Annotated in this window: 20 protein-coding genes, 1 tRNA gene and 1 pseudogene; 8 read left to right on the top strand and 14 right to left on the bottom strand. The window is 73.6% G+C overall.

Annotation, left to right across the window (positions count from 1 at the left end; genetic code table 11):
• Positions 1–142: 142 nt before the first annotated feature.
• Positions 143–244, top strand: a pseudogene (locus GSY69_RS11540) (IS481 family transposase); the annotation flags it as partial.
• On the opposite strand, the gene GSY69_RS11535 reads toward GSY69_RS11540, so the two are convergent.
• The 9 genes from GSY69_RS11535 to GSY69_RS11495 all read right to left on the bottom strand — a co-directional run bounded on the left by GSY69_RS11535 (position 241) and on the right by GSY69_RS11495 (position 8304).
• Positions 241–966, bottom strand: a complete 726-nt coding sequence (locus GSY69_RS11535; protein WP_160953992.1) for a GntR family transcriptional regulator — start codon at positions 964–966, stop codon at positions 241–243. The pseudogene GSY69_RS11540 and the gene GSY69_RS11535 sit on opposite strands and share 4 nt — an antisense overlap.
• A gap of 89 nt (positions 967–1055) precedes the next feature.
• Positions 1056–1919, bottom strand: a complete 864-nt coding sequence (locus tag GSY69_RS11530; RefSeq protein WP_160953991.1) for a fumarylacetoacetate hydrolase family protein — start codon at positions 1917–1919, stop codon at positions 1056–1058.
• A 62-nt stretch (positions 1920–1981) separates the two neighbouring features.
• Positions 1982–2299, bottom strand: coding sequence for a VOC family protein (locus GSY69_RS11525; protein WP_160953990.1), 318 nt, complete (start codon positions 2297–2299; stop codon positions 1982–1984).
• 141 nt (positions 2300–2440) lie between these two features.
• Positions 2441–2590 (bottom strand): VOC family protein, encoded by a 150-nt coding sequence (locus tag GSY69_RS11520; RefSeq protein ID WP_160953989.1) that lies wholly within the window; start codon positions 2588–2590, stop codon positions 2441–2443.
• 323 nt (positions 2591–2913) lie between these two features.
• Positions 2914–3192 carry a mycoredoxin gene (locus GSY69_RS11515; RefSeq protein WP_160953988.1) on the bottom strand — a complete coding sequence of 93 codons (279 nt, stop codon included), beginning with the start codon at positions 3190–3192 and terminating at the stop codon, positions 2914–2916.
• A 352-nt stretch (positions 3193–3544) separates the two neighbouring features.
• Entirely contained in the window at positions 3545–4762 is a 1218-nt protein-coding gene (locus GSY69_RS11510; protein WP_160953987.1) for a M20 metallopeptidase family protein, read from the bottom strand.
• Positions 4763–4996: 234 nt separating this feature from the next.
• Positions 4997–5809, bottom strand: coding sequence for a TetR/AcrR family transcriptional regulator (locus tag GSY69_RS11505; RefSeq protein ID WP_160953986.1), 813 nt, complete (start codon positions 5807–5809; stop codon positions 4997–4999).
• Between the two features lie 31 nt (positions 5810–5840).
• Positions 5841–6614 (bottom strand): type 1 glutamine amidotransferase, encoded by a 774-nt coding sequence (locus GSY69_RS11500; RefSeq protein ID WP_160953985.1) that lies wholly within the window; start codon positions 6612–6614, stop codon positions 5841–5843.
• 184 nt (positions 6615–6798) lie between these two features.
• Complete coding sequence (locus GSY69_RS11495; protein WP_160953984.1) at positions 6799–8304, bottom strand: TIGR01777 family oxidoreductase; 1506 nt, start codon at positions 8302–8304, stop codon at positions 6799–6801.
• A 425-nt stretch (positions 8305–8729) separates the two neighbouring features.
• Between GSY69_RS11495 and GSY69_RS11490 the strand changes: the two genes are divergently transcribed.
• From GSY69_RS11490 to GSY69_RS11475, 4 genes are all read left to right on the top strand, one after another.
• The gene (locus GSY69_RS11490; RefSeq protein ID WP_202411065.1) at positions 8730–10091 is read left to right on the top strand and encodes a trans-sulfuration enzyme family protein; all 1362 of its coding nucleotides are present in this window, start codon (positions 8730–8732) and stop codon (positions 10089–10091) included.
• 248 nt (positions 10092–10339) lie between these two features.
• On the top strand, positions 10340–10726 hold the full coding sequence (locus GSY69_RS11485) for a hypothetical protein (RefSeq protein WP_160953983.1): 387 nt from the start codon (positions 10340–10342) through the stop codon (positions 10724–10726).
• A gap of 119 nt (positions 10727–10845) precedes the next feature.
• Positions 10846–11508 (top strand): isochorismatase family protein, encoded by a 663-nt coding sequence (locus GSY69_RS11480; protein WP_160953982.1) that lies wholly within the window; start codon positions 10846–10848, stop codon positions 11506–11508.
• Between the two features lie 91 nt (positions 11509–11599).
• Positions 11600–13000, top strand: a complete 1401-nt coding sequence (locus GSY69_RS11475) for a dihydrolipoyl dehydrogenase family protein (RefSeq protein WP_160953981.1) — start codon at positions 11600–11602, stop codon at positions 12998–13000.
• A 28-nt stretch (positions 13001–13028) separates the two neighbouring features.
• On the opposite strand, the gene GSY69_RS11470 is transcribed toward GSY69_RS11475, so the two are convergent.
• The 5 genes from GSY69_RS11470 to GSY69_RS11450 form a co-directional block, all read right to left on the bottom strand.
• Positions 13029–13682, bottom strand: a complete 654-nt coding sequence (locus GSY69_RS11470) for a methylated-DNA--[protein]-cysteine S-methyltransferase (RefSeq protein WP_160953993.1) — start codon at positions 13680–13682, stop codon at positions 13029–13031.
• A gap of 32 nt (positions 13683–13714) precedes the next feature.
• Positions 13715–14212 (bottom strand): RNA polymerase sigma factor, encoded by a 498-nt coding sequence (locus tag GSY69_RS11465; protein WP_160953980.1) that lies wholly within the window; start codon positions 14210–14212, stop codon positions 13715–13717.
• Between the two features lie 49 nt (positions 14213–14261).
• Positions 14262–14777, bottom strand: coding sequence for a methylated-DNA--[protein]-cysteine S-methyltransferase (locus tag GSY69_RS11460; RefSeq protein ID WP_160953979.1), 516 nt, complete (start codon positions 14775–14777; stop codon positions 14262–14264).
• Positions 14778–14968: 191 nt separating this feature from the next.
• Positions 14969–15847, bottom strand: coding sequence for an aldo/keto reductase (locus tag GSY69_RS11455; protein ID WP_160953978.1), 879 nt, complete (start codon positions 15845–15847; stop codon positions 14969–14971).
• Positions 15848–16002: 155 nt separating this feature from the next.
• Positions 16003–16086 (bottom strand) — tRNA-Leu (locus GSY69_RS11450).
• A gap of 224 nt (positions 16087–16310) precedes the next feature.
• Between GSY69_RS11450 and GSY69_RS11445 the strand changes: the two genes are divergently transcribed.
• From GSY69_RS11445 to GSY69_RS11435, 3 genes are all read left to right on the top strand, one after another.
• Positions 16311–17147 (top strand): DUF3662 and FHA domain-containing protein, encoded by an 837-nt coding sequence (locus GSY69_RS11445; RefSeq protein WP_160953977.1) that lies wholly within the window; start codon positions 16311–16313, stop codon positions 17145–17147.
• A complete protein-coding gene (locus GSY69_RS11440; protein WP_160953976.1) occupies positions 17144–17719 on the top strand; it encodes an FHA domain-containing protein FhaB/FipA in 576 nt (191 codons plus the stop codon). Before GSY69_RS11445 ends, GSY69_RS11440 begins: the two co-directional genes overlap by 4 nt.
• Positions 17716–18797 (top strand): PP2C family protein-serine/threonine phosphatase (locus GSY69_RS11435; protein ID WP_407925026.1); only part of this gene is annotated, 1082 nt, incomplete at its 3' end. The genes GSY69_RS11440 and GSY69_RS11435, both read left to right, overlap by 4 nt.

Genomic DNA, 18797 nt, shown 5'->3' with positions numbered 1-18797 from the left:
GAACCGTCAACGCCTGCACGAAGCTCTCGACTACCGCACGCCCGCCGAGGTCGAAGCGGCCTACGATCAATCCCAGGCGAGAGCCCTCGTCACCACATAAGCGCGGAACGAAACCCAGGGCGCTTCAGAACGCCGAGGTGAACTTCCTGGTTGGTTGCATGTCTACAATCACCACAGGGTCCACTCCGCGATCGGAGCCCCGCCCATCAGCAGACTCAACAACCTGCCTGGACATCACAGCTAGTCGCGCGGCGCTGTCACCGCGTCGCGCAGCACGCCGTTGAGCGTGGTGGCCATGTGCGCCACCTGCAGCCGCGCGCACTCCGCGGGATCGCCCGCGCGCAGCGCCGCGAAGATCGCCCGGTGGTCCACCTGGCCCGCCGCGATCCGCTCGCGGTCGACGTCCTGGGAGGCGGCCGCCCCGTCGTGGAGGTAGGCCAGGCGGTAGCGCTCGGAGTGGTCCCACATGTCCTCGAGCAGGCGGCAGATGCGCGCCCCGGCGTGCTGGCTCAGCCCCAGGTGAAAGGCCTTGTGATGGGCGCGGAAGGCATCCATGTCCTCCGCGGTCATCGCGGCGTCCATGCCGTCGAGGTGGCCTTCGATCGCATGGCGCTCCGCCCCCGTCAGCTGGGGCGCGGTCCGCTCGATCGCACCGGGCTCCACGCCCATCCGGATCGCGTAGATCTGCTCGAAGTCCGCGAGGTCCAGCTCGGAGACGCGCATCCGCCGGTTGAACTCGGAGGTGACGAGCCCCTCGGCGGCCAGGCGCGAGAGCGCCTCGCGCAGCGGGGTCCGGCTGATGCCGAGCTCCGCTGCCACCTTCACCTGGGAGATCGGCGCCCCCGGGGCGAGCTCACCGGTGAGGATGGCGCGGCGGGCCCGCCGGTATGCGAATTCGACGGCGTCCGCGCTCTGCGGGGCGTTCGCGCGGTGCTGTGCGTCGGCGCGGTGCTGTGCGTCGGACACCGGCGGGGCATCCGCAGACCGCCCTTCCCCGGCGGTGGCCGGCGCAGCAGCGGCCGACGCCTGCGCCTCGGCGGTCCCGGCCATGGCCGTCACCGTCCGACGAACGTCTGTTCGATCTCGCCGAGCCCCTCGATCTGCGTGCGCAGCACGTCCCCGGCCTGCAGGAACACCTGCGGGTCGCGGCCAATGCCCACGCCGTCCGGGGTGCCGGTGAAGATGAGGTCACCGGGGTAGAGCTCGACGATCTTCGACAGGCGCGCGATGAGGTCCGGCACGGTGAAGATGAGGCTGCTGGTCCGCCCGCTCTGCAGTTCCTCGCTCGTCCCGTCGGGATGGGTGACGGTGCAGCTGAGCGCCAGGTCGCTGCGGTCGGCCGCCGCATCGACCTCGTCGAGCGTCACGACGGCGGGGCCCACCGGGGCGAAGCCCTCCTGCGACTTGCCCAGGCTGAACTGCGGCGGATTGCCCCAGAACTGCACCTCGCGATCGGAGATGTCCTGGCCGACCGTGAGGCCCGCGACGTGGTCCCAGGCCTGGGCCTCGGGGATGTTGCGCCCGCCGGTGCCGATCACGGCGACGAGCTCCACCTCCCAGTCCACCTGGTCACCGGTGACCGCCACGTCTGCCCTGGCACCGGTGAGGCTCGAGGCGAACTTCGCGAAGACCACCGGGTTCTCCGGCAGGTCGAAGCCGGACTCCGCGGCGTGGTCCGCGTAGTTGAGGCCGATCGCCATGATCTGGCGGGGGCGCGGGACCGGGGCGCCCAGCTCCGCGACGTCGAAGGGCTCGCCGGCCGAGGCGTCCTGGCCCTCCGCCCACTGCCGGAACGCCTCCCAGCGCTCGTAGGCGTCCTGGGGATCCGGGCCGAACGCGCCGTCGCTGGCGCGCTCGACGTCCAGGGCGCGGTCGCCCTCGATGAGGACGAGACGTCCGCTGCGGTTGCCGATCTGCATGGTTGCTGCCTTTCCTGGGGAGGTGCGAATCTGGAGGGTGCGAAGCTAGACGGTGCGCGGTGTCACCAGAGCTCGGGGAGGTAGACCTCCGGCACGACCTCGGGGCGGTATTCGCCCTTGCGCGCCCGCTCGTGAATCTCCTTGCCGTCCGCCCCGGCCTTGTGCGCCTCGACGATCTGGTCCGGGTCGAAGTACTCCCCGATCGGGTTGTCGCCGAACTCCTGGCTGGCCCACATCCACTCCTTCGAGGTGCGCCAGTCGCCGAACGTGTCGAACTGGATCTCCACGCCGTTGCCGTCGGGGTCCGGGTAGTACATGGACATCGTCATGCCGTGGTCGAGGCACACGAAGGGGACGATGCCGTCCTTTTTCAGCCGCACGTAGTTGACGATCCAGGACTCGAACGTGGGGTACTCGAAGGCCGTGTGGTGCAGACCGGTCGTGTGCCCCTTGTCCTCGGGCTCCTTGAGGCCGGGCAGGGCCAGGAGGGCGATGCGGTGGTTGGCCTCGTCGTTGCTCAGTCAGGCGCCCTCGTCGCCGTAGAAGACGGGCTCGAGGCCCGCGATCGCCTCGTAGAAGGCCACCATCTCGTCGAGGCGGTTGGTGGCGAAGGTCGTGTGGTGGAAGACCGGACGGGTGATGGGGTTCCGGCGGCTGCGGTTCTCGCTCATGGTGCTCTCTCTTCTCTCGTCGTTGAGGAAGTGCACGCGTCCCGACGGGGACGCCGATGCTTCCGAACGATCCCGGCAGGGGATCTGCACCAGACTGTATACAGGTTTTTGCGATCTGTCTACAGATTTGATCTCTCGTCCTCGCTTGCCCGTGTGCGGGCGCTGGGCGGATGCACACGACGGCGCCGGGACGGTCGTGGACCGCCCCGGCGCCGTCTGGCACGGTACTGCCTTGCACTTCCGCGCCTGGCACGCCCGCGTCTGGCGCTCCGCCCCCGGCCCCGAGCGCCGCGGGCTGCGGGCTGCGGGCTGCGGGCTGCGGCTCAGCCGATCGCCGCGAGCTGGTCCTTGACCTGGGCCAGCGAGGGGTTCGTCAGCGTCGAGCCGTCGGAGAACAGCAGCGTGGGCACCGTCTGGTTGCCGCCGTTGGCCGCCTCGACGACCTGCGCGCCGTTGGGGATGTCCTCGATGTTGACCTCGCCGTACGCCACACCCGCCTGATCGAGCTGCGGGCGCAGGCGCTTGCAGTAGCCGCACCACGAGGTCGTGAACATCGTGACCTCGCCGGCCTCGGGCAGGAATTCCGCGGTATCCGTGCTCATCGGTTCGCTCCTCCGTGTCTTCGGTTCCGCCGCGCTGTGCGCTCGACGGCTCACCCAGCAGTGAACAGCCGCCGCTACGAGGTCATTCCCGGCCCCGGCTGCTTCGTCCCCGCCTGCGCCACCCCTCGGTACCCCCGCGCCGCTGCTCCCTCGCAGCTGACCCCCCGCACCTGAGGGCCGCCGAGGCGCCGGCCGGCACCCGCTCGGCGCGCGTCTTCGCGGTACCACCGGGACACGAGGGACCAGGACACGACGCGGCGGCACCAGAACACAGGGTGCACCGGGACTCAGGGGGCTGCAGCGCAGGGGCACCAGCACGCGCGGGACGCGAGCGGTGCCGCGACGCAGGTGCTTATACTGCGGGCGCCTCGGCGGCCAGGCGGGCACGGGCGAGTGAGGCGAGCGCGGCGGCCTCGATGCCCAGCACGGAATCGTCGAAGACCACGCGCGGGGAGTGGTTGTTCGCCCGCTCCGCCGCGGGGATCGACGGGTCGCCCGCGCCCAGCATGACGAAGGCACCGGGGACGGCATCGAGGACATAGGAGAAGTCCTCCGAGGGCATGATGGGGTGGTCGGCCTCGATCACGCGGTCCTCGCCCACCAGCTCGCGCAGGACGGCGAGCGCGCGCCGCGCCTCGCCCGAATCGTTGACGGTCACGGGGTAGTCCACGCGGAAGTCCACCTCCGCCGCGCAGCCGTGCGCGGCGGCGACGCCCTGGGCCACCCGCTGCGATTCGGTGCGCACGATCTCCAGGGACTCGTTCGACAGCACCCGCACCGTGCCGCTCAGCGTCGCCGAGTCCGGGATGATGTTGTGCGTCTGGCCCGCGCTCAGCTGGGTGAGCGAGAGGACCACGGGGTCGAAGACGCTGATCCGGCGCGTCACCATGGCCTGCAGTGCCAGGATGATCTCCGCGGCCACCGGCACGGGATCAACGGCGTCCTGCGGCTGCGAGGCGTGGCCGCCCTGGCCGCGCACCGTGATGGTGAGGAAGCACGAGCCCGAGGCGAGCGTGCCCTCCCGCGTGGAGAACACCCCGCGCTCGCTCGGGCTCACGTGCGTCGCGTACGCGGCCACGATGCGCGGGCCCGCGGCGTCGAGCACGCCCTCGGCGATCATGTTGCGCGCTCCGCCGTAGCCCTCCTCGCCGGGCTGGAACATGAAGACGACGTCGCCGGGCAGCTCATCGCGGTGGGCGCCGAGGATCCGTGCGGCGCCCACGAGGGCCGCCATGTGCAGATCGTGCCCGCACGCGTGCATCGCCTCGCCGGTGGCCGCATAGTCCAGGCCGGTGAGCTCGGTCAGCGGCAGGGCGTCCATGTCCCCGCGCAGCAGCACGGCCGGCGCGGGCCCCGCTCCCCCGCCTGCGCGCCCGGTCCCGCGCAGCACCGCCGTCACCGAGGTGGTGGACTGGCCCAGCGCGATCTCCAGCGGCAGCCCCTCGAGTGCGTCGAGCACCCTGCGCTGCGTGCGCGGGAGCTCGAGGCCCACCTCGGGGTCGGCGTGGATAGCGCGGCGCAGCGCGACGAGCTCGTCGAGCATGGCCTCTCCGGCGGCGGCGAACGTCATGGTCTCCCCTTCTGCACCCGGGCCCGCGGCGGCGCGGGTGCGCGGCCGGTCCCGAGTCGGTGCCCAGCCTGGCACGCGCGGCCGGGCGAGGGGGCGGGCGCTCAGATCCCGGTATCACCGCTCAGGTCGGCACCCGGCTCGAGACCGGCAACCGGTTCGGCCTCGGCAACCGGGTTCGACCGCGGCACCCGGATCGGCCTCGGCGCCTGCACCGCGCCCGTGGCCGCCACGCGCTCAGGCGGGCGGCCCATCCTGCGCGCCGGGCTCGGTGCCGGCAGCCGCGTGCGCGGCGCGGCCCACGGGCGTCAGCCCCTCGCCAAGCGGCAGGTCGCGGCGGGCCGGGGAGTCCTCGCGCAGCGGCGGGTTCTCCACGAGGGCGCTCACCACGGGCCGGATCTGCTCCCGGCTCAGCCGCTCGCTCTGCAGGGACACGCGGTAGAGGGTGAGGCCGGCCAGGGTGTCGAGGATGAGCTGGGCATCGACGTCCTCGCTGAGCTCGCCGCGGTCCATGGCGCGCTGGATGACGGTCAGGCCCATGTCGCGGCGGCGGGAGAGGAAGTCGTGGCGGAAGTGCTCGTAGACCTCGGGCTCGCTCATGACCGACCAGACCGGGTGCGGCAGGTCCGCGCCGCGCATCCGGCGCTGGTTCGTGGCATTGCACCACGTGTGCTCGACGAGGTCCTCCACGAGGTCGCCGGTGTCCGGGATCTCGCCCAGGTCGGAGAGCATGATGAGCGCCGCGGAGGCCAGTGCCCCGCGGGTGGGCCAGCGCCGCAGGATCGCCGAGCGCGCACAGCCCGCGGCGCGGGCGATCCGCTCGAGCTGGAGGTTCGCGTAGCCGTGGCCGGCGATCTCATTGAGGGTGCGGCGCAGGATCTGCACGGTCAGCTGGGCATCGGGGCCCTGCTCGGCGGCCGCGGAGCGCGCCGCGGCGACGGTGGCGTCTCCGGCGGGAGCGCCGGTGGCCGCTGCGGGCACGGCGCCGTCCGCCGCGGTCGAGGCGGAGAGCGGCGCCTGGGAGGTGGGCGCCAGGGGACCTTGCTTCATAGCCCCAGATCTTAGCGGGCGCGCATATGTCTCAGCGCGCGGGATGCGCGGTGAGTCCCCGGCGCACGGCGCGCACGAACGCCCGCGCCAGCGGCGCCTGCGCGGTCTCGAGTGCGCCCTCGGCCGCGGCGATCTCCTCGACCACGGCCTCGGCGGGCCGGCCCGCGTAGTCCTCCATGCTCGCATGCTCGTTCGTCTTGGACGCCCAGTGCGCCGCGAGTTCCCGCCCGGCCTCCGGGTGGAACTGGGTGCCCCACGCACACGGGCCCACCCGGAACGCCTGGACGGGGGCGTCCGTGCCGGTCACGAGCAGCACGGCGCGCTCGGGCAGCTCGATCTGCTCCTCGTGCCACAGCACGGTGGGAAACTCGGCGGGTGCCGCGCCGAACACGGGATCCTCCGCCGCCTGCGCGGTGGTCCGCACGGTGTGCAGGCCCACCTGCGGGAAGGCCCGGTGCGTGCAGTCGCCGTCCGCGGCGACCGCCAGGAGCTCCCCGCCCAGGCAGATGTTGAAGCTGGGGAACGCGCCGGCAGCGGAGGCGGCCAGCAGCGCGCGCACCGCCGGCAGCCAGGGCGCCGCCGCGTCATCGCGCGGGCCCATGGCCCCGCCCAGTACGACGAGGGCATCGAAGTCCGCGGGCGCGGGCAGCGCCTCGCCGCGGTCCGGGCGCACGGTGCGCACCCGCGCACCGGCCTCGGCAAGCCACCGGCCGAAGCGGTTGGCATCCGTCCCGTCCTCGTGCTGGATGACCACGATCCGCGGTGCTCCCGGGGCGGCATCCTCGAGCGCAGTGTTCGCTGTCATGGCGCCATTGTGCCCGCGAACCGGGCCGCGGCGCTCGCTCGTCCGCGCGCTCACCCCTCCGCGCACCGCGCCGCCCGCGCTCGCCAGCGCAGCGGCGGTCCGTGCGCCCGGCGGCGGGATGCTCGGCCCGCGGCGGACGGGTACTCGGCCTGTGGGACGGGCCCCGACCACCGGGGACCGGGTCTCAGCTCGCCGGCGCCGCCTGTTCGACCGGGGCCTGCCCGGCCGGCGCCTGGGCCGGCTGCTCGGCCGGGGCCTCGGTGTCGCGGCGGATGCCCAGCGTGGCCGCGAGCGCGGATTCGAGCGACGGGTGGGCGAACTCGTAGCCGGCGGCGGCGAGCGCGGCGGGCACCACGCGCTGGTCGGCGACGGCCAGTTCCGCGGCCGCCTCGCGGCCGAGCACCAGCCGCGGGGCCAGCGTGGGCAGCGGCAGCGCCGCCGGGCGCGAGAGCATGCCGGCCAGCGTGCGGGCGAAGTCCGCCTGGCGCACGACGTCGGGGGCGACCGCGTTGACGGGCCCGCTCAGCTGCGGGTCCATGACGGCGCGGGCGTAAATGCGGGTGATGTCGTCGAGCGAGACCCACGCGAGCCACTGCTCGCCGGAGCCCACGCGGCCGCCGAAGCCCAGGAGGAAGAGCGGCAGCTGCAGGCGCAGCACGCCGCCCAGCGTCGACATGACGACGCCGGTTCTGATCGAGACCCGGCGGACGCCGTACTGCTCGACCTGCGCGGCCTCGCGCTCCCAGGCCTCGCAGACCTCGGCGAGGAAGCCCTCGCCGCGCGCGGCGGACTCCGTGAGCTGCTCGTCATCGCGATCGGAGCCGTAGTAGCCCACCGCCGAGGCACACACGAAGGCCTCCGGGCGCTCCGAGGCCGGCAGATCGCCGATCGTGAGCGCCAGCAGCTTCGTCGAGTCGACGCGGGAGTCGAGGATGCGCCGCTTGCCCTCCGCGGTGAAGCGCCGGCCGATGCTCGCGCCGCCCAGGTGGACGACGACGTCGGCCCAGGCCACGGCGCCGCGGTCGAGCAGGCCCAGGTCCGGGTTCCAGCGCACCTCGTTCTCGCGGCGCGGGGTCGAGCGGATGAGGCGGCGCACCTCGTGCCCGGCGGTCTGGAGCATCGCGACGACCTGCTGGCCCACGAGCCCGGAGGAGCCGGCGACGAGGATCTTCTTGGGGCCGCCGAACGCGGCGAGCTCGGCATCGTAGGCGAGCTCGTCTAGCAGGCGGTCGTGGCGGCCCTCGAAGGCCGCGCGCAGGGTGGGCTCGAGGGCCGCCTCGTCGAATTCGGCGGCACCGGGGAAGCCACCGGGGGCCACCGAGTACTCGACCCGGTCGGTGATCCGGCAGAACCCGTCCGGCGAGTCCGCGGTGGGCGACTTCACGGTCTCGAAGGTGTGCGTGTGCTCCCACGTCTTCATGGGGCCGCGCACGAGCGTCTCGGCGAATGTGTCCGGCGCCGGCGGCTCGGTGTGCTCGGTGACGAACGGGACTCGCACAACGCCGTACGAGCCGGGCACGCTCACCTGCATCTGGGCCTTCGCACCCGGCGCCAGCGGCGGGTGCGGCTCGGCCTCGATCGCCATCGAGAACTCGGGCGTCAGGCGGGTCAGGGCGCCGGGGCGCGCGTGCCAGCGCTCGACGACCTCTCGGGGGTAGGGGACAACGGTGGAGGTTGAGAACTCAGCCATGGGCCCATTCGATCAGGTTTTGATGTGAATTGGCACACCGCAACGCCGGGTTTCGGCGCCCGCGCGGCGGTGCCGGGCCGCCGCTGCGAGCGGTGCCGCCGGGCCTGGTCTGTCGCGGCGCCGCCGGCCTTGGCCTGTCGCGGCGCCACCGGCCCGTCGGGCCCGCCCGGTGATGGCGGCACCGGGGTCCGCGCGGCGGGGCGCGCGGTGGCGTAGCGGTGCGATTGCACCGGGCCCGTGCGGCGGGGCGGTGCGCTGGGAGGTGGAACGGTAGAGCGGTAGAGCGGCGGCGCGGTGACGAGGTGGATTGGTAACCCGGCAGCGCGGCGGCGCGGGGTGACGGCCGGTGACGGTGCGTGACGGCGGCTGACGCCGTGTGTCACCGGCACGGGCCCGGGGCCAGGCGCGGTGCCTACCGTGCTGGCATGAGCCTCCCCGATACCGCATCCCCCCTGCCCCCCCGGTCGCCCGGATCCGCCGGAACCCCGACCGCGGACCCGGCGCCCGGTCCCACCGGAACCCCGACCGCGGACCCGGCGGCAGCACCCACCCGCGCCTCGACCGTGGACTCGCGCGCGGACCCGAGCGCGGCACCCGCCACGGAACCGGGAGCAGCCCCGGCCGCGGGACCGGGCGCGTTCGCCACCCGCGCCATCCACGCGGGCGGCGGCCCCGAGCCGGCCACGGGCGCCGTCGTCCAGCCGCTCTACCTCAGCACCACGTACGCGATGGACTCCCCCGGCGTCACGCGCGGGGCATACGACTACGCGCGGGCGGGCAACCCGAACCGCAGCGCGCTCGAGGCCACACTCGCCGAGCTGGAGGGGGCGGACGCCGCGCACGCGGTGTCCTCGGGCATGGCGGCCGTGACCGCCGTGTTCTCCGCGCTCCTGGCGCCCGGTGACTCCGTGGTGGTGCCGCGCGACGTCTACGGCGGCACCGTGCGGCTCCTCGAGGACGAGTACGCGCGCTGGGGCATCACGATCATCCCGGCGGACATCGCGGACCCCGCGGCCCTTGCCGCGGCGCTCGCGGCGGGCCCGGCGCTCGTGTGGGTGGAGACGCCCAGCAACCCGAGCCTGGAGATCATCGACATCGCCGCCACGGCGCGGGCAGCCCACGCCGCCGGCGCCCTCCTCGCGGTCGACAACACGTTCGCCACCCCCTATCTCCAGCAGCCGCTGGGCCTGGGCGCCGACGTCGTCGTCCACTCGACGACGAAGTTCTGCGGCGGCCACTCCGATGTGGTGGGCGGCGCCGTGCTCGTCAAGGACCACGGCGAACTGCCCGCCGGCGCGCAGGCGGGCGCGCGGATCGACCGCTGGACGGCCTCGGCCGGGGTGGGCAGCGCGCCGTTCGACGCCTGGCTGACGGCGCGCGGGCTCAAGACCCTGGCCGTGCGCATGGAGCGCCACTGCGATTCCGCCCTGCGCGTGGCCCGCTGGCTGCGCGCGCACCCGCAGGTCGCCGAGGTGCGCTACCCCGGCCTGCCCGACCATCCCCAGCACGAGCTCGCGGCCGCGCAGATGCGCGGCTTCGGCGGCATCGTCACGTTCCGCGCGGCCAGCGAGGCGATCGCCCTGCGGGCCGCCGAGCGGGTGCGCGTCTTCGCGCTGGCCGAGTCGCTGGGCGGCGTCGAGTCCCTCTTCGACCACGCCGCCACGATGACGCACCTGTGCCTGCGGGGCACCGAGTTGGAGGTCGGGCCCGATGTCATCCGCCTGTCCATCGGCCTCGAGGACCCCGCCGACCTCATCGCGGACCTCACCGCGGCGCTGGCCGACTGACAGGGTTGGCCCACGAACCGAGTTCGGCTGCATGCGGACTCACCCCCTCCTGCGCCCGAGGTGCGGGACCGCCCAGACCCGGCCCGCACCTCGGGCGCGGGGGCGGGAGGAGCCGGTGGGCGCCGGTGGGCGAGCGCGGCGGGCCGCACCCCTGCACCCAGTGGGCCGGCCGAGCCCGTCCGGGTTGCCGGACCTGGTTGAATGGGACCACGCGCGGCACTGTGGCCGCCATCACCAGGGAGACCGCCATGGCCGCTATGGGCCGCAAGAAGCACAACCGCCTCATCATCCTCCTCAGCGAGCTCTACGGCCGCCACGAGTTCGCAGCGTTCGGGACGGTCGCGCAGGCGATCGGGTTGGAGGACAAGAAGCGCAGCGCTGCGCTCGTCCTGGCCCGGGCCATCGAGTCCGACCCGACGCTGCCGCGCGAGCTGGCCACGCGCCTCGTCGATGCGAACGGGCTGCTGAAGTCCCAGCGCCGCAGCGCCGGCCAGCACGCCTACACCCCGGCGGACTTCCTGCGAGACGACGACGCGTTCGCCGAATCCGGCGAGGGTGCCCTCGTGGACCCGGCCTCCATCGTGACCAAGCCCAAGAAGCTGAAGAAGCTGCTCAAGGAGCGCAGGCTCGACTGATTCGCCAGACCGCCCCGGGCGGTGCGCCCTTGTCGCAGGCCGGGGCCAGGCCGTAGGTTGCACGTGGGCGCCCGCCCGCCTCCGCGGAACCGCCGCGCTGGCTGCAGAAAGGGATCGACATGACCCGCAAGACCAGCCCCGAGCCCGTCCGCGACCAGCGCGAGGATCACCTCCTCACCCCGGAGAACTGCGTCCTCGCGCTCATTGACTACCAGCCCGAGCAGTACGGGACGATCACCTCGACCAGCCGCGAGCGCATCGACCTCAACGTCGTGGCCCTGTGCAAGCTGGCGATGGCCTACGGCGTGCCCGTCGTGCTCTCCACCGTGGGCGTGGACCTGGGCAAGAACGAGGGCACCGCATCGGCCATCAAGGACGCGCTGCCGGGCGTGGACGAGATCGACCGCAGCGGCGTCAACGCCTGGGAGGACGCGGACTTCCGCGCGGCCATCGCCGACTCCGGCCGCAAGAAGGTCGTTATCGCGGGCCTGTGGACGGAGGTCTGCCTGACGTTCCCCACCCTGGACATGCTCGCGGAGGGCTATGAGGTCTACCCGGTGGCCGATGCGGTGGGCGGCATCAGCGCGGTCTCGCACGACCGCGCGTTCGAGCGCATGGTCCAAGCCGGCGCGCACCCCGTCACCGCGATCTCGTTCGGCGCGGAGCTCATGCGCAACTGGGCCCGCGAGGACGCGGACAAGCTGCGCGAGGTCATGAACTGGTACTTCCCGCGCAAGCAAAAGCTGGACCGCGCCGAGGGCGTGCAGTTCTTCAACGGCTGAACCGGTGGCGGACACGCAGCCGGCGCCCCCGCCGCCCCCGGGCACTCGGGCAGCACCGAGTACGCAGACGGCCCCGGCAGATGCAGCCCCGGTGGGTCCCGGCGATGAGCCCGATGTCGTCGTCATCGGCGGTGGCCCGACGGGTGAGAACGCCGCCCAGTATGCGCTCGACGGCGGCCTGAGCGCCGTCCTCGTCGAGGGCGAGCTCCTGGGCGGCGAGTGCTCCTACTACGCGTGCATGCCGAGCAAGGCGCTGCTGCGCCCCGTGGACATCGTCCACACCGCGCAGCACCTGCCCGGAGCGGTGGGCGCGCGGCTGGATCCCGCGACCCTCCTGGCCAGGCGCGATGCGTGGGTGTCCCACTACGACGACCACGGCCAGGAGCGCTGGGCGGCCGGGGCCGGCATCGGCGTGGTCCGCGGGCACGGGCAGCTGTCCGCCCCGCGAACCGTGACGGTCACCGGTCCGGACGGTGAACAGCGCACCCTGCGCGCCGGCACCGCCGTCGTCATCGCGACGGGCTCTGAGGCCGTCGTCCCGGCCGAGTTCGAGGCCGTGGAGCCGTGGACCTCGCGCGATGCCACGGGCGTGACCGAGGTCTCCGAGTCCCTGCTCATCGTGGGCGGCGGCGTCGTCGCCGTGGAGGCCGCCACGTGGCTGGCCGCCCTCGGCTCGCAGGTCACGCTCCTGGTGCGCGGGCAGCGCCTGCTCGCGGGCCTGGAGCCCTTCGCCGGCGAACTCGTGGCCGCGGGGCTGCGCGAGGCCGGCGTGCGGGTGGAGTTCGGCGCGCACATCGCAGCCGCCGCCCGCCCCCGCGCGGAGGCGACCGGGCTGGGCCGCGTCCACGGCGGCCCGGTGAGCGTCGACCTCGCGGACGGGCGCTCGCTCACCGCGGCCGAGGTGCTCGTCGCCGCGGGCCGGCGCCCGCGGCTGGCCCATGTGGGCCTGGAAGCGGTGGGCCTCGACGCAGCCGCGGTCGCGGCGGGCCGGCTGCCTGACTGGCTGCACGTCATCGGCGATGCGGGAACGGGCGCCCCGCTGACCCACATGGGTAAGTACGAGGCGCGGGTGCTGGGCTCGCGGCTGGCCGGGGCAACCGACGTCCCTGCGCCGGCCGACGTCCCGGTGCCGCAGGTGGTGTTCGCCGAGCCGCAGGTTGCGGCCGTCGGGCTGACGGAGGAACGGGCCCGGGAGCGCCTGGGCGCGGAGGCGGTGGCCACCTCGGAGGCGGAGTTCACCGCCGCCGCGGGTGCCGCGCTGCTGCGCGACGATGCCCGCGGCCGGGCCAAGCTCGTCATCGACCGGCGCAGCGGTGCCGTGGTGGGAGCGACCTTCGCGGGCCCGGAGGCCGGTGAGCTGCTCCACGCCGCCACCATCGCCATCGTCGGCGAGGTTCCCGTCTCCCGCCTGCGCCACGCGGTGCCGGCCTATCCCACCGCCTCGGAGCTGTGGCTGCGGCTGCTCGAGGCGCTGCCGCGCGAGCTGCGGTAGGCGCGCCGCTCGCGCTCACGTTGCGCGCTTACGCGGCGGCTTCGAGGCTCAGCAGCGCCTCCTTCGCGTCCAGCCCGCCGATGTAGCCGCCCAGGCCGCCGTCGGTGCGCAGCACCCGGTGGCAGGGCACGACGACGGGCAGCGGGTTGGTCGCACACGCACTGCCGACGGCGCGCACGGCGCGCGGGCTCCCCACGAACTCGGCGACCTCCCGATAGGACCGCGTCTTCCCGTAGCCGATGTGGGGCAGCCAGCGCTGCACGAGCTGGCGGAAGCCGGCGGAGAGCCCATAGTCCAGCGGCAGGTCGAAGGAGCGCCGCGTGCCGGCGAAGTACTCCTCGACTTCCGCTGCGACCGCGTCGAGGCGCCGCGGGGCGCGGAGCACCCGCGGGCTGAGCTTCGCCGCCAGCGCCTCGAGCACGGCATCGAAGCCCTCGCGCTCGAACGCGACGCGCACGAGCCCCGCCTGGGTCGCGGCCAGCAGCAGGGGGCCCACAGGCGTGTCGATCGTGCGGTAGGCGACGTCGAGCAGGCCGTGCTCGCCCGCGCGCTCGACCAGGCGCGCCCGCAGGCGGTCCAAGGCACCGGTCTCGAGGGGGAAGAGGTCCGCGTCGTCGGTGCTCGCGGCGGCGGCGACCGGGAGGCCGGGCTCGGCCGCGGTCGTATCGGTCGTGTCGGTCATGCGGGTGGTGTCGGTCTTGGAGGTGGTGTCGGTCATCGCGGTGCTCCGTTCGTGTATTCGCCCGCGCCATAGGCTCGCCGCAGGCTGCGGATGCCGTCCGCCGCGGCGCGGCGCACCGCGGCGGCGCTGCCGCCGATGAGCGCCGCGGTCTCCGCGTGCGGCAGTCCGCCCAGGTAGTGATAGGCAACGACGAGGCGCTGCCGTTCCGGCAGGGCGGCGACGGCCGCCCAGACCGTCCGCTCCTCGCCTCCGGGGTCGCCGCCCGGGGCGGGCCGCTCGGGCAGGTCGGCGGCGGGGAGCGCATGCCGGGCCCGCGCGCGGATGACGTCGATCGCCTTGCGGCGGGCGACGCGCACCAGCCACGCCTCGGCGTTCGCATCCGCGGGCAGCTCGGGCCAGGCGCGCAGCGCCGCCACGAAGGTCTCGGACCACGCATCGTCGGCATCGGGGCCGGGTCCCAGCACGGCACGGCAGACCCGCAGCACGGTTCCCCCGTGCCGCTCGACGGCCTGTTCGAATGGCTGCTTCATCTCCACACACGGTAGACGCGCCGGCTGCCCCGAACGTGAGGCGCGAGGCTCAGAACAGCCGCGAGCCCGCCACCGCGGCCGGCTCCTCCAGCTCGAGCAGGAACCGCTTGCGCTCCAGGCCGCCGGCGTAACCGGTGAGCGCGCCGTCCGCGCCCACGACCCGGTGGCACGGGATGACGATGCTCAGCGGATTGCGCCCCACCGCCTGGCCGACGCGCTGGGCGAGACCCCGGCCGCCCAGCCGCTGGGCGAGCGCGCCGTAGGTGGTGGTCGTGCCGTACGGGATCTCGCGCAGCAGGGCCCAGACGCGCTCGGAGAAGCCGTCGCCGCGGGTGCGCAGCGGAACGTCGAAGGCCCGCCGCGCTCCGCGCAGGTAGGCGTCCAGCTGGGGCCCCGCCTGCGCGAATACCGCGTCCGCTGCGGTATCGACCCGCACGCCGAACGCCGAGGCGTCCGGCAGGTGCCGGTGGCCGGGGAAGTAGAGCCCCGTGAGGCCATCGCCGTCCGCCACGAGGGTGACCTCGCCCAGCGGGGTCTCGATTCGCGTGCGCCGCAGGTCCGTCATCGTCCTCACCTCTCCGTGTGCACCGCGCGGGTCCGTGCTCGCTGCTCGGATCCGTACCCGCTGCGGGAGTCCGTGCCCCCTGCGGGTACGGATCCGCTGTGCGGTGCGATCGTCGTCCTCTTCACCCTGCAGACGCGCCGGAGGCGGTGGATGTGAGGTGGCCCCGCGACATCTCCACCTGGGCCGGCCGTTCAAGCCTCGGGGATCTCGCGCCCGAAGGCCTCGAGCGTGACCTCCGCGGGATCGGGCCCGCCGCGCTTGCCGGTGTCGAGCGCGTCGATGGCCGCCAGGTCCTCGGCGGTGAGCTCGATGTCGAAGACGTCGATGTTCTCCCCGATCCGGGCGGGCTTGACAGACTTCGGGATGACCTGGCGGCCCTCGGCGATGTGCCAGGCGAGCATCACCTGGGCCGGCGTCCTGCCGACCCGGTCCGCGATCGCGGTGATGGTCGGATCGTCCAGGGTCGAGGTGTGCCCGGCCTCCCGGTAGAACGTGATCCCGCCGATCGGGGACCATGCCTGGGTGAGGATGCCGTGCTCGCGGCCGAACGCCTGGACCTCGGGCTGCTGGAAGTAGGGGTGGACCTCGATCTGGTTGACGGCGGGCACGACATCGGCCTGGTCCAGCAGCCGGGTGAGGTGGTCGACCATGAAGTTGCTGACGCCGATCGCGCGCACCAGGCCATCGTTCAGGAGCCCCTCGAGGGCGCGGTAGGCCGCGAGCGTGCGCTCGAAGTCCGAAGGCAGCGCCTGGTGGAGGATGAACAGGTCGAGCTGCTCGAGGCCGAGCTTCCCCGCCGCCTTGTCGAAGGCATGCAGGGTCTCGTCGTAGCCGTAGTCGCTGATCCAGACCTTCGACTCGACGAAGACGTCATCGCGGGGCAGGCCCGAGGCGCGGATCGCCTCGCCCACTTCCCGCTCGTTGCCGTAGGCGGCGGCCGTGTCGATGTGCCGGTAGCCCTGGATCAGGGCCGAGGACACGGCCTGCGCCGTCTCCTCCGGGCTGGACTGGAAGACGCCGAGCCCGAGGGCCGGGATGTCGACGCCGTTGTTGAGGGTGAAGGACTTCACGGGGCGCTCCTGTCTGCTGCGGCCGCGCGGCTGTCGTGGCAGCGGTTGCCGCCGCGGATGCTGCGGTCGGATTCGACCCTAGGCCCGCCGGCCGGGATGCGAGAAGGCCCCCGGCCGGGAAGCGGATCCCGGCCGGGGGCCTTCTGCGCGTTCTGTGCGCGAGGGGGGACTTGAACCCCCACGTCCTTTCGAACACTGGCACCTGAAGCCAGCGCGTCTACCTATTCCGCCACTCGCGCAAGCAGCAGAACGAAACAATACACGCTGGCCCGCGCGCGGGCCAAACGGGTGCCGCAGCCGCACCCGGCCCACATGTGAACTGGCCGCGCAAACGCCCAGGCGGCCCTGCGGGAATATGGCCTCCCCAGGCCGAACCGGTAGCATGGGCCGTTGACCGCATACGAGACTGCACCCGGTCGGCCGCCTCACGCGCCCGGCCCACTTTCCCGGAGGAGGCGAATCCATGGGCGTTCTCGACCGCTTCGAGCGGGGCATCGAACGCGTCGTCAACGGCGCGTTCGCGAAGGCCTTCCGCTCACAGGTCGAACCCGTGGAGCTCGCGGGCGCCCTGCGCAAGGAGTCCGACACCCGGGCCGCCGTCGTCTCCCGCGGGCGCACCCTCACCGCGAACGCCTACACGATCGAACTGGCCCGCAATGACTTCGAGCGCCTCGAGCCCATCTTCGGCGAGCTGCGCAACGACCTGCGCCAGGTGATCGGAGAGCACGCCGTCGAGCAGGGCTACAGCTTCGTGGGCCCCGTGGGCGTCGCCATCGAGGAGGCCGACGATCTGGACACGGGCATGTACCGCGTCCGGGCCAAGACCAGCCGGCCGGACGGCACGGCGGCCGCGCAGCCGGCCAACCGCGGCGGCTACGACCCCGAATCGCGCGCCCACCCCATTGTCCCCGAGGCCTATGAGCAGTCCCAGCGCCAGCGCAGCTCGCAGCCCGTGCCCGCGCCCACGGGGGGCTCCCCCCGCCGCTCGGGCCAGCCGGCGCGGCGGGTGGAGTTCTCCGTGAGCGCGGGCGGGCGCCGCTACCGCCTGGAGCCGGGCACCACCGTCTTCGGGCGGTCCTCGAACAGCGCGGACATCGTCCTTGACGACCCCGGCATCTCCCGGCGCCACTTCGAGATCACGGTCGACGGCGACCACGCCACGGCCACGGACCTGGGCTCCACGAACGGCACGCTCTTCGACGGCCGGCGGATCACGAGCATCACGCTCACCGACGGCGTCGAGCTCGTCGCCGGCGACACCGCCGTGACCTTCCACGAGACGGAGACGGGAGACCGATGAACGAACTCACCGCCATGGTGCTGCGGCTCGCGTTCTTCGCGCTGCTGTGGATCTTCATCTTCTCGATCGCCGGTGTGCTGCGCACCGACATGTTCGGCCAGCGCCGCAAGTCCAAGCGCCAGCGCGCCCGCGCCATGCGCGCCGCGCAGCGCTCCCGCGGCGGCATGAACGCCAGCGCCAATGACTACCCGGCCCCCGCAATGGCCGGGGCAGCGGCGGCCGGCGCCGGCGCCTCGGCGCCCCCGGCGGGGAGCGGAGCCGGCTACGCCCCCGCACCCCAGCGCCCCCATGAGCTCGTCGTGGTCTCCGGCCCGCGGACCGGGGAGGTCGTGGCGCTGGGCACCGGAGCCGTGACGATCGGCCGGGCGGAGGACAACGTGCTCGTCATCGATGACGACTTCGCCTCCGGCCACCATGCCCGCATCTTCCCGCAGGGCGGCATCTGGTACGTCGAGGACGCGGGCTCCACGAACGGCACCTTCCTGGGCGATGAGCGCGTGCGCGGCGCCGTGCCGCTGGCCGTGGGCGCCCCCGTCACCGTGGGCCACAGCATCGTGGAGCTGCGTTCGTGACACAGGGCGGACAGGGCATCATGTTCGACTTCGCGGCCCGCTCGAACACCGGGCTGGTGCGGAAGAACAACCAGGACTCCGGCTATGCCGGCCCCAACTTCCTGCTCATCGCCGACGGCATGGGCGGCCACGCAGGCGGGGACGTCGCCTCGGCGATCACCGTCTCCCGCCTCGCGGACCTCGACGAGGCCGACTTGGGCCAGGACGCCCTCGAGCGCCTGCGCACCTCGATCCTCGACGCGAACGAGCGGATCTCCAACAGCGTCGTCGAGAAGCCCGAGCTCGCCGGCATGGGCACCACCGTCACCGCGCTGCTGCGCGCCGGGGACCGGCTGGCGCTGGCCCACATCGGCGACTCCCGCGGCTTCCTGCTGCGCGACGGGGTGCTCACCCAGGTGACCGCGGACCACACGTTCGTCCAGATGCTCGTGGACGAGGGCCGCATCACGCCCGAGGAGGCCGAGCACCACCCGCAGCGCTCCGTCGTCATGAAGGTGCTGGGCGACGTGGGCGCGGCCCCGGAGCTCGACCTGTCCATCCGCGACACCCGCGTGGGCGACCGCTGGATGCTCTGCTCCGACGGGCTCACCGGCTTCGCCTCCCACGAGGACATCCTCGAGGCCCTCACCGCGATCGACGACCCCGGCCGCTGCTGTGAGAAGCTCGTCGACCTGGCCCTGGCCGGCGGCGGCGCGGACAACGTCACCGTCGTCATCGGCGACGTCGTCGAGGCGACCCCGGCCGGCGAGCACGAGCTCGGCGAATCCGTGGGCAGCGTGCGGATCAACCCCCACTTCGCCCTGCTGGGCCAGCGCGACCGCCCCACCGAGCTCATCGACACCGGCGGGCAGCGGGCCGTGGGCTCCGAGACGCCCACGGAGGCCATCCCCGATGACGAGATCCTCGCCGCCGAGGCGCGGGAGGACTCCGCTGCCGGCGACGCCCTGCGCGCCTCCGAGGCCGGCGAGCTCGACGGCGGTGCCGCCCTGGCCGCCGGCGGCGCGACCGCCCCCGCCGGCCGGGATCGGCAGCGCGTCGGCCACGGCGAGCGCGTCGCCACTGGTGGACATCTCGCCGG

The sequence above is a fragment of the Brevibacterium rongguiense genome (assembly GCF_009857845.1).
GTDB classification, from domain to species: domain Bacteria; phylum Actinomycetota; class Actinomycetes; order Actinomycetales; family Brevibacteriaceae; genus Brevibacterium; species Brevibacterium rongguiense.
The sequence above is the reverse complement of the archived record's forward strand: the minus strand, read 5'-3'. Positions and strand labels throughout refer to the sequence as shown.

What these genes read in the sequence shown, in the direction of transcription:
- GSY69_RS11530 (WP_160953991.1), bottom strand. Translation starts at nt 1,919, where the DNA reads ATGCAGATCGGCAACCGCAGCGGACGTCTCGTCCTCATCGAGGGCGAC.
- GSY69_RS11520 (WP_160953989.1), bottom strand. Translation starts at nt 2,590, where the DNA reads ATGAGCGAGAACCGCAGCCGCCGGAACCCCATCACCCGTCCGGTCTTC.
- GSY69_RS11515 (WP_160953988.1), bottom strand. Translation starts at nt 3,192, where the DNA reads ATGAGCACGGATACCGCGGAATTCCTGCCCGAGGCCGGCGAGGTCACG.
- GSY69_RS11510 (WP_160953987.1), bottom strand. Translation starts at nt 4,762, where the DNA reads ATGACGTTCGCCGCCGCCGGAGAGGCCATGCTCGACGAGCTCGTCGCG.
- GSY69_RS11505 (WP_160953986.1), bottom strand. Translation starts at nt 5,809, where the DNA reads ATGAAGCAAGGTCCCCTGGCGCCCACCTCCCAGGCGCCGCTCTCCGCC.
- GSY69_RS11500 (WP_160953985.1), bottom strand. Translation starts at nt 6,614, where the DNA reads ATGACAGCGAACACTGCGCTCGAGGATGCCGCCCCGGGAGCACCGCGG.
- GSY69_RS11495 (WP_160953984.1), bottom strand. Translation starts at nt 8,304, where the DNA reads ATGGCTGAGTTCTCAACCTCCACCGTTGTCCCCTACCCCCGAGAGGTC.
- GSY69_RS11490 (WP_202411065.1), top strand. Translation starts at nt 8,730, where the DNA reads ATGAGCCTCCCCGATACCGCATCCCCCCTGCCCCCCCGGTCGCCCGGA.
- GSY69_RS11485 (WP_160953983.1), top strand. Translation starts at nt 10,340, where the DNA reads ATGGCCGCTATGGGCCGCAAGAAGCACAACCGCCTCATCATCCTCCTC.
- GSY69_RS11480 (WP_160953982.1), top strand. Translation starts at nt 10,846, where the DNA reads ATGACCCGCAAGACCAGCCCCGAGCCCGTCCGCGACCAGCGCGAGGAT.
- GSY69_RS11470 (WP_160953993.1), bottom strand. Translation starts at nt 13,682, where the DNA reads ATGACCGACACGACCGATACGACCGCGGCCGAGCCCGGCCTCCCGGTC.
- GSY69_RS11465 (WP_160953980.1), bottom strand. Translation starts at nt 14,212, where the DNA reads ATGAAGCAGCCATTCGAACAGGCCGTCGAGCGGCACGGGGGAACCGTG.
- GSY69_RS11460 (WP_160953979.1), bottom strand. Translation starts at nt 14,777, where the DNA reads ATGACGGACCTGCGGCGCACGCGAATCGAGACCCCGCTGGGCGAGGTC.
- GSY69_RS11445 (WP_160953977.1), top strand. Translation starts at nt 16,311, where the DNA reads ATGGGCGTTCTCGACCGCTTCGAGCGGGGCATCGAACGCGTCGTCAAC.
- GSY69_RS11440 (WP_160953976.1), top strand. Translation starts at nt 17,144, where the DNA reads ATGAACGAACTCACCGCCATGGTGCTGCGGCTCGCGTTCTTCGCGCTG.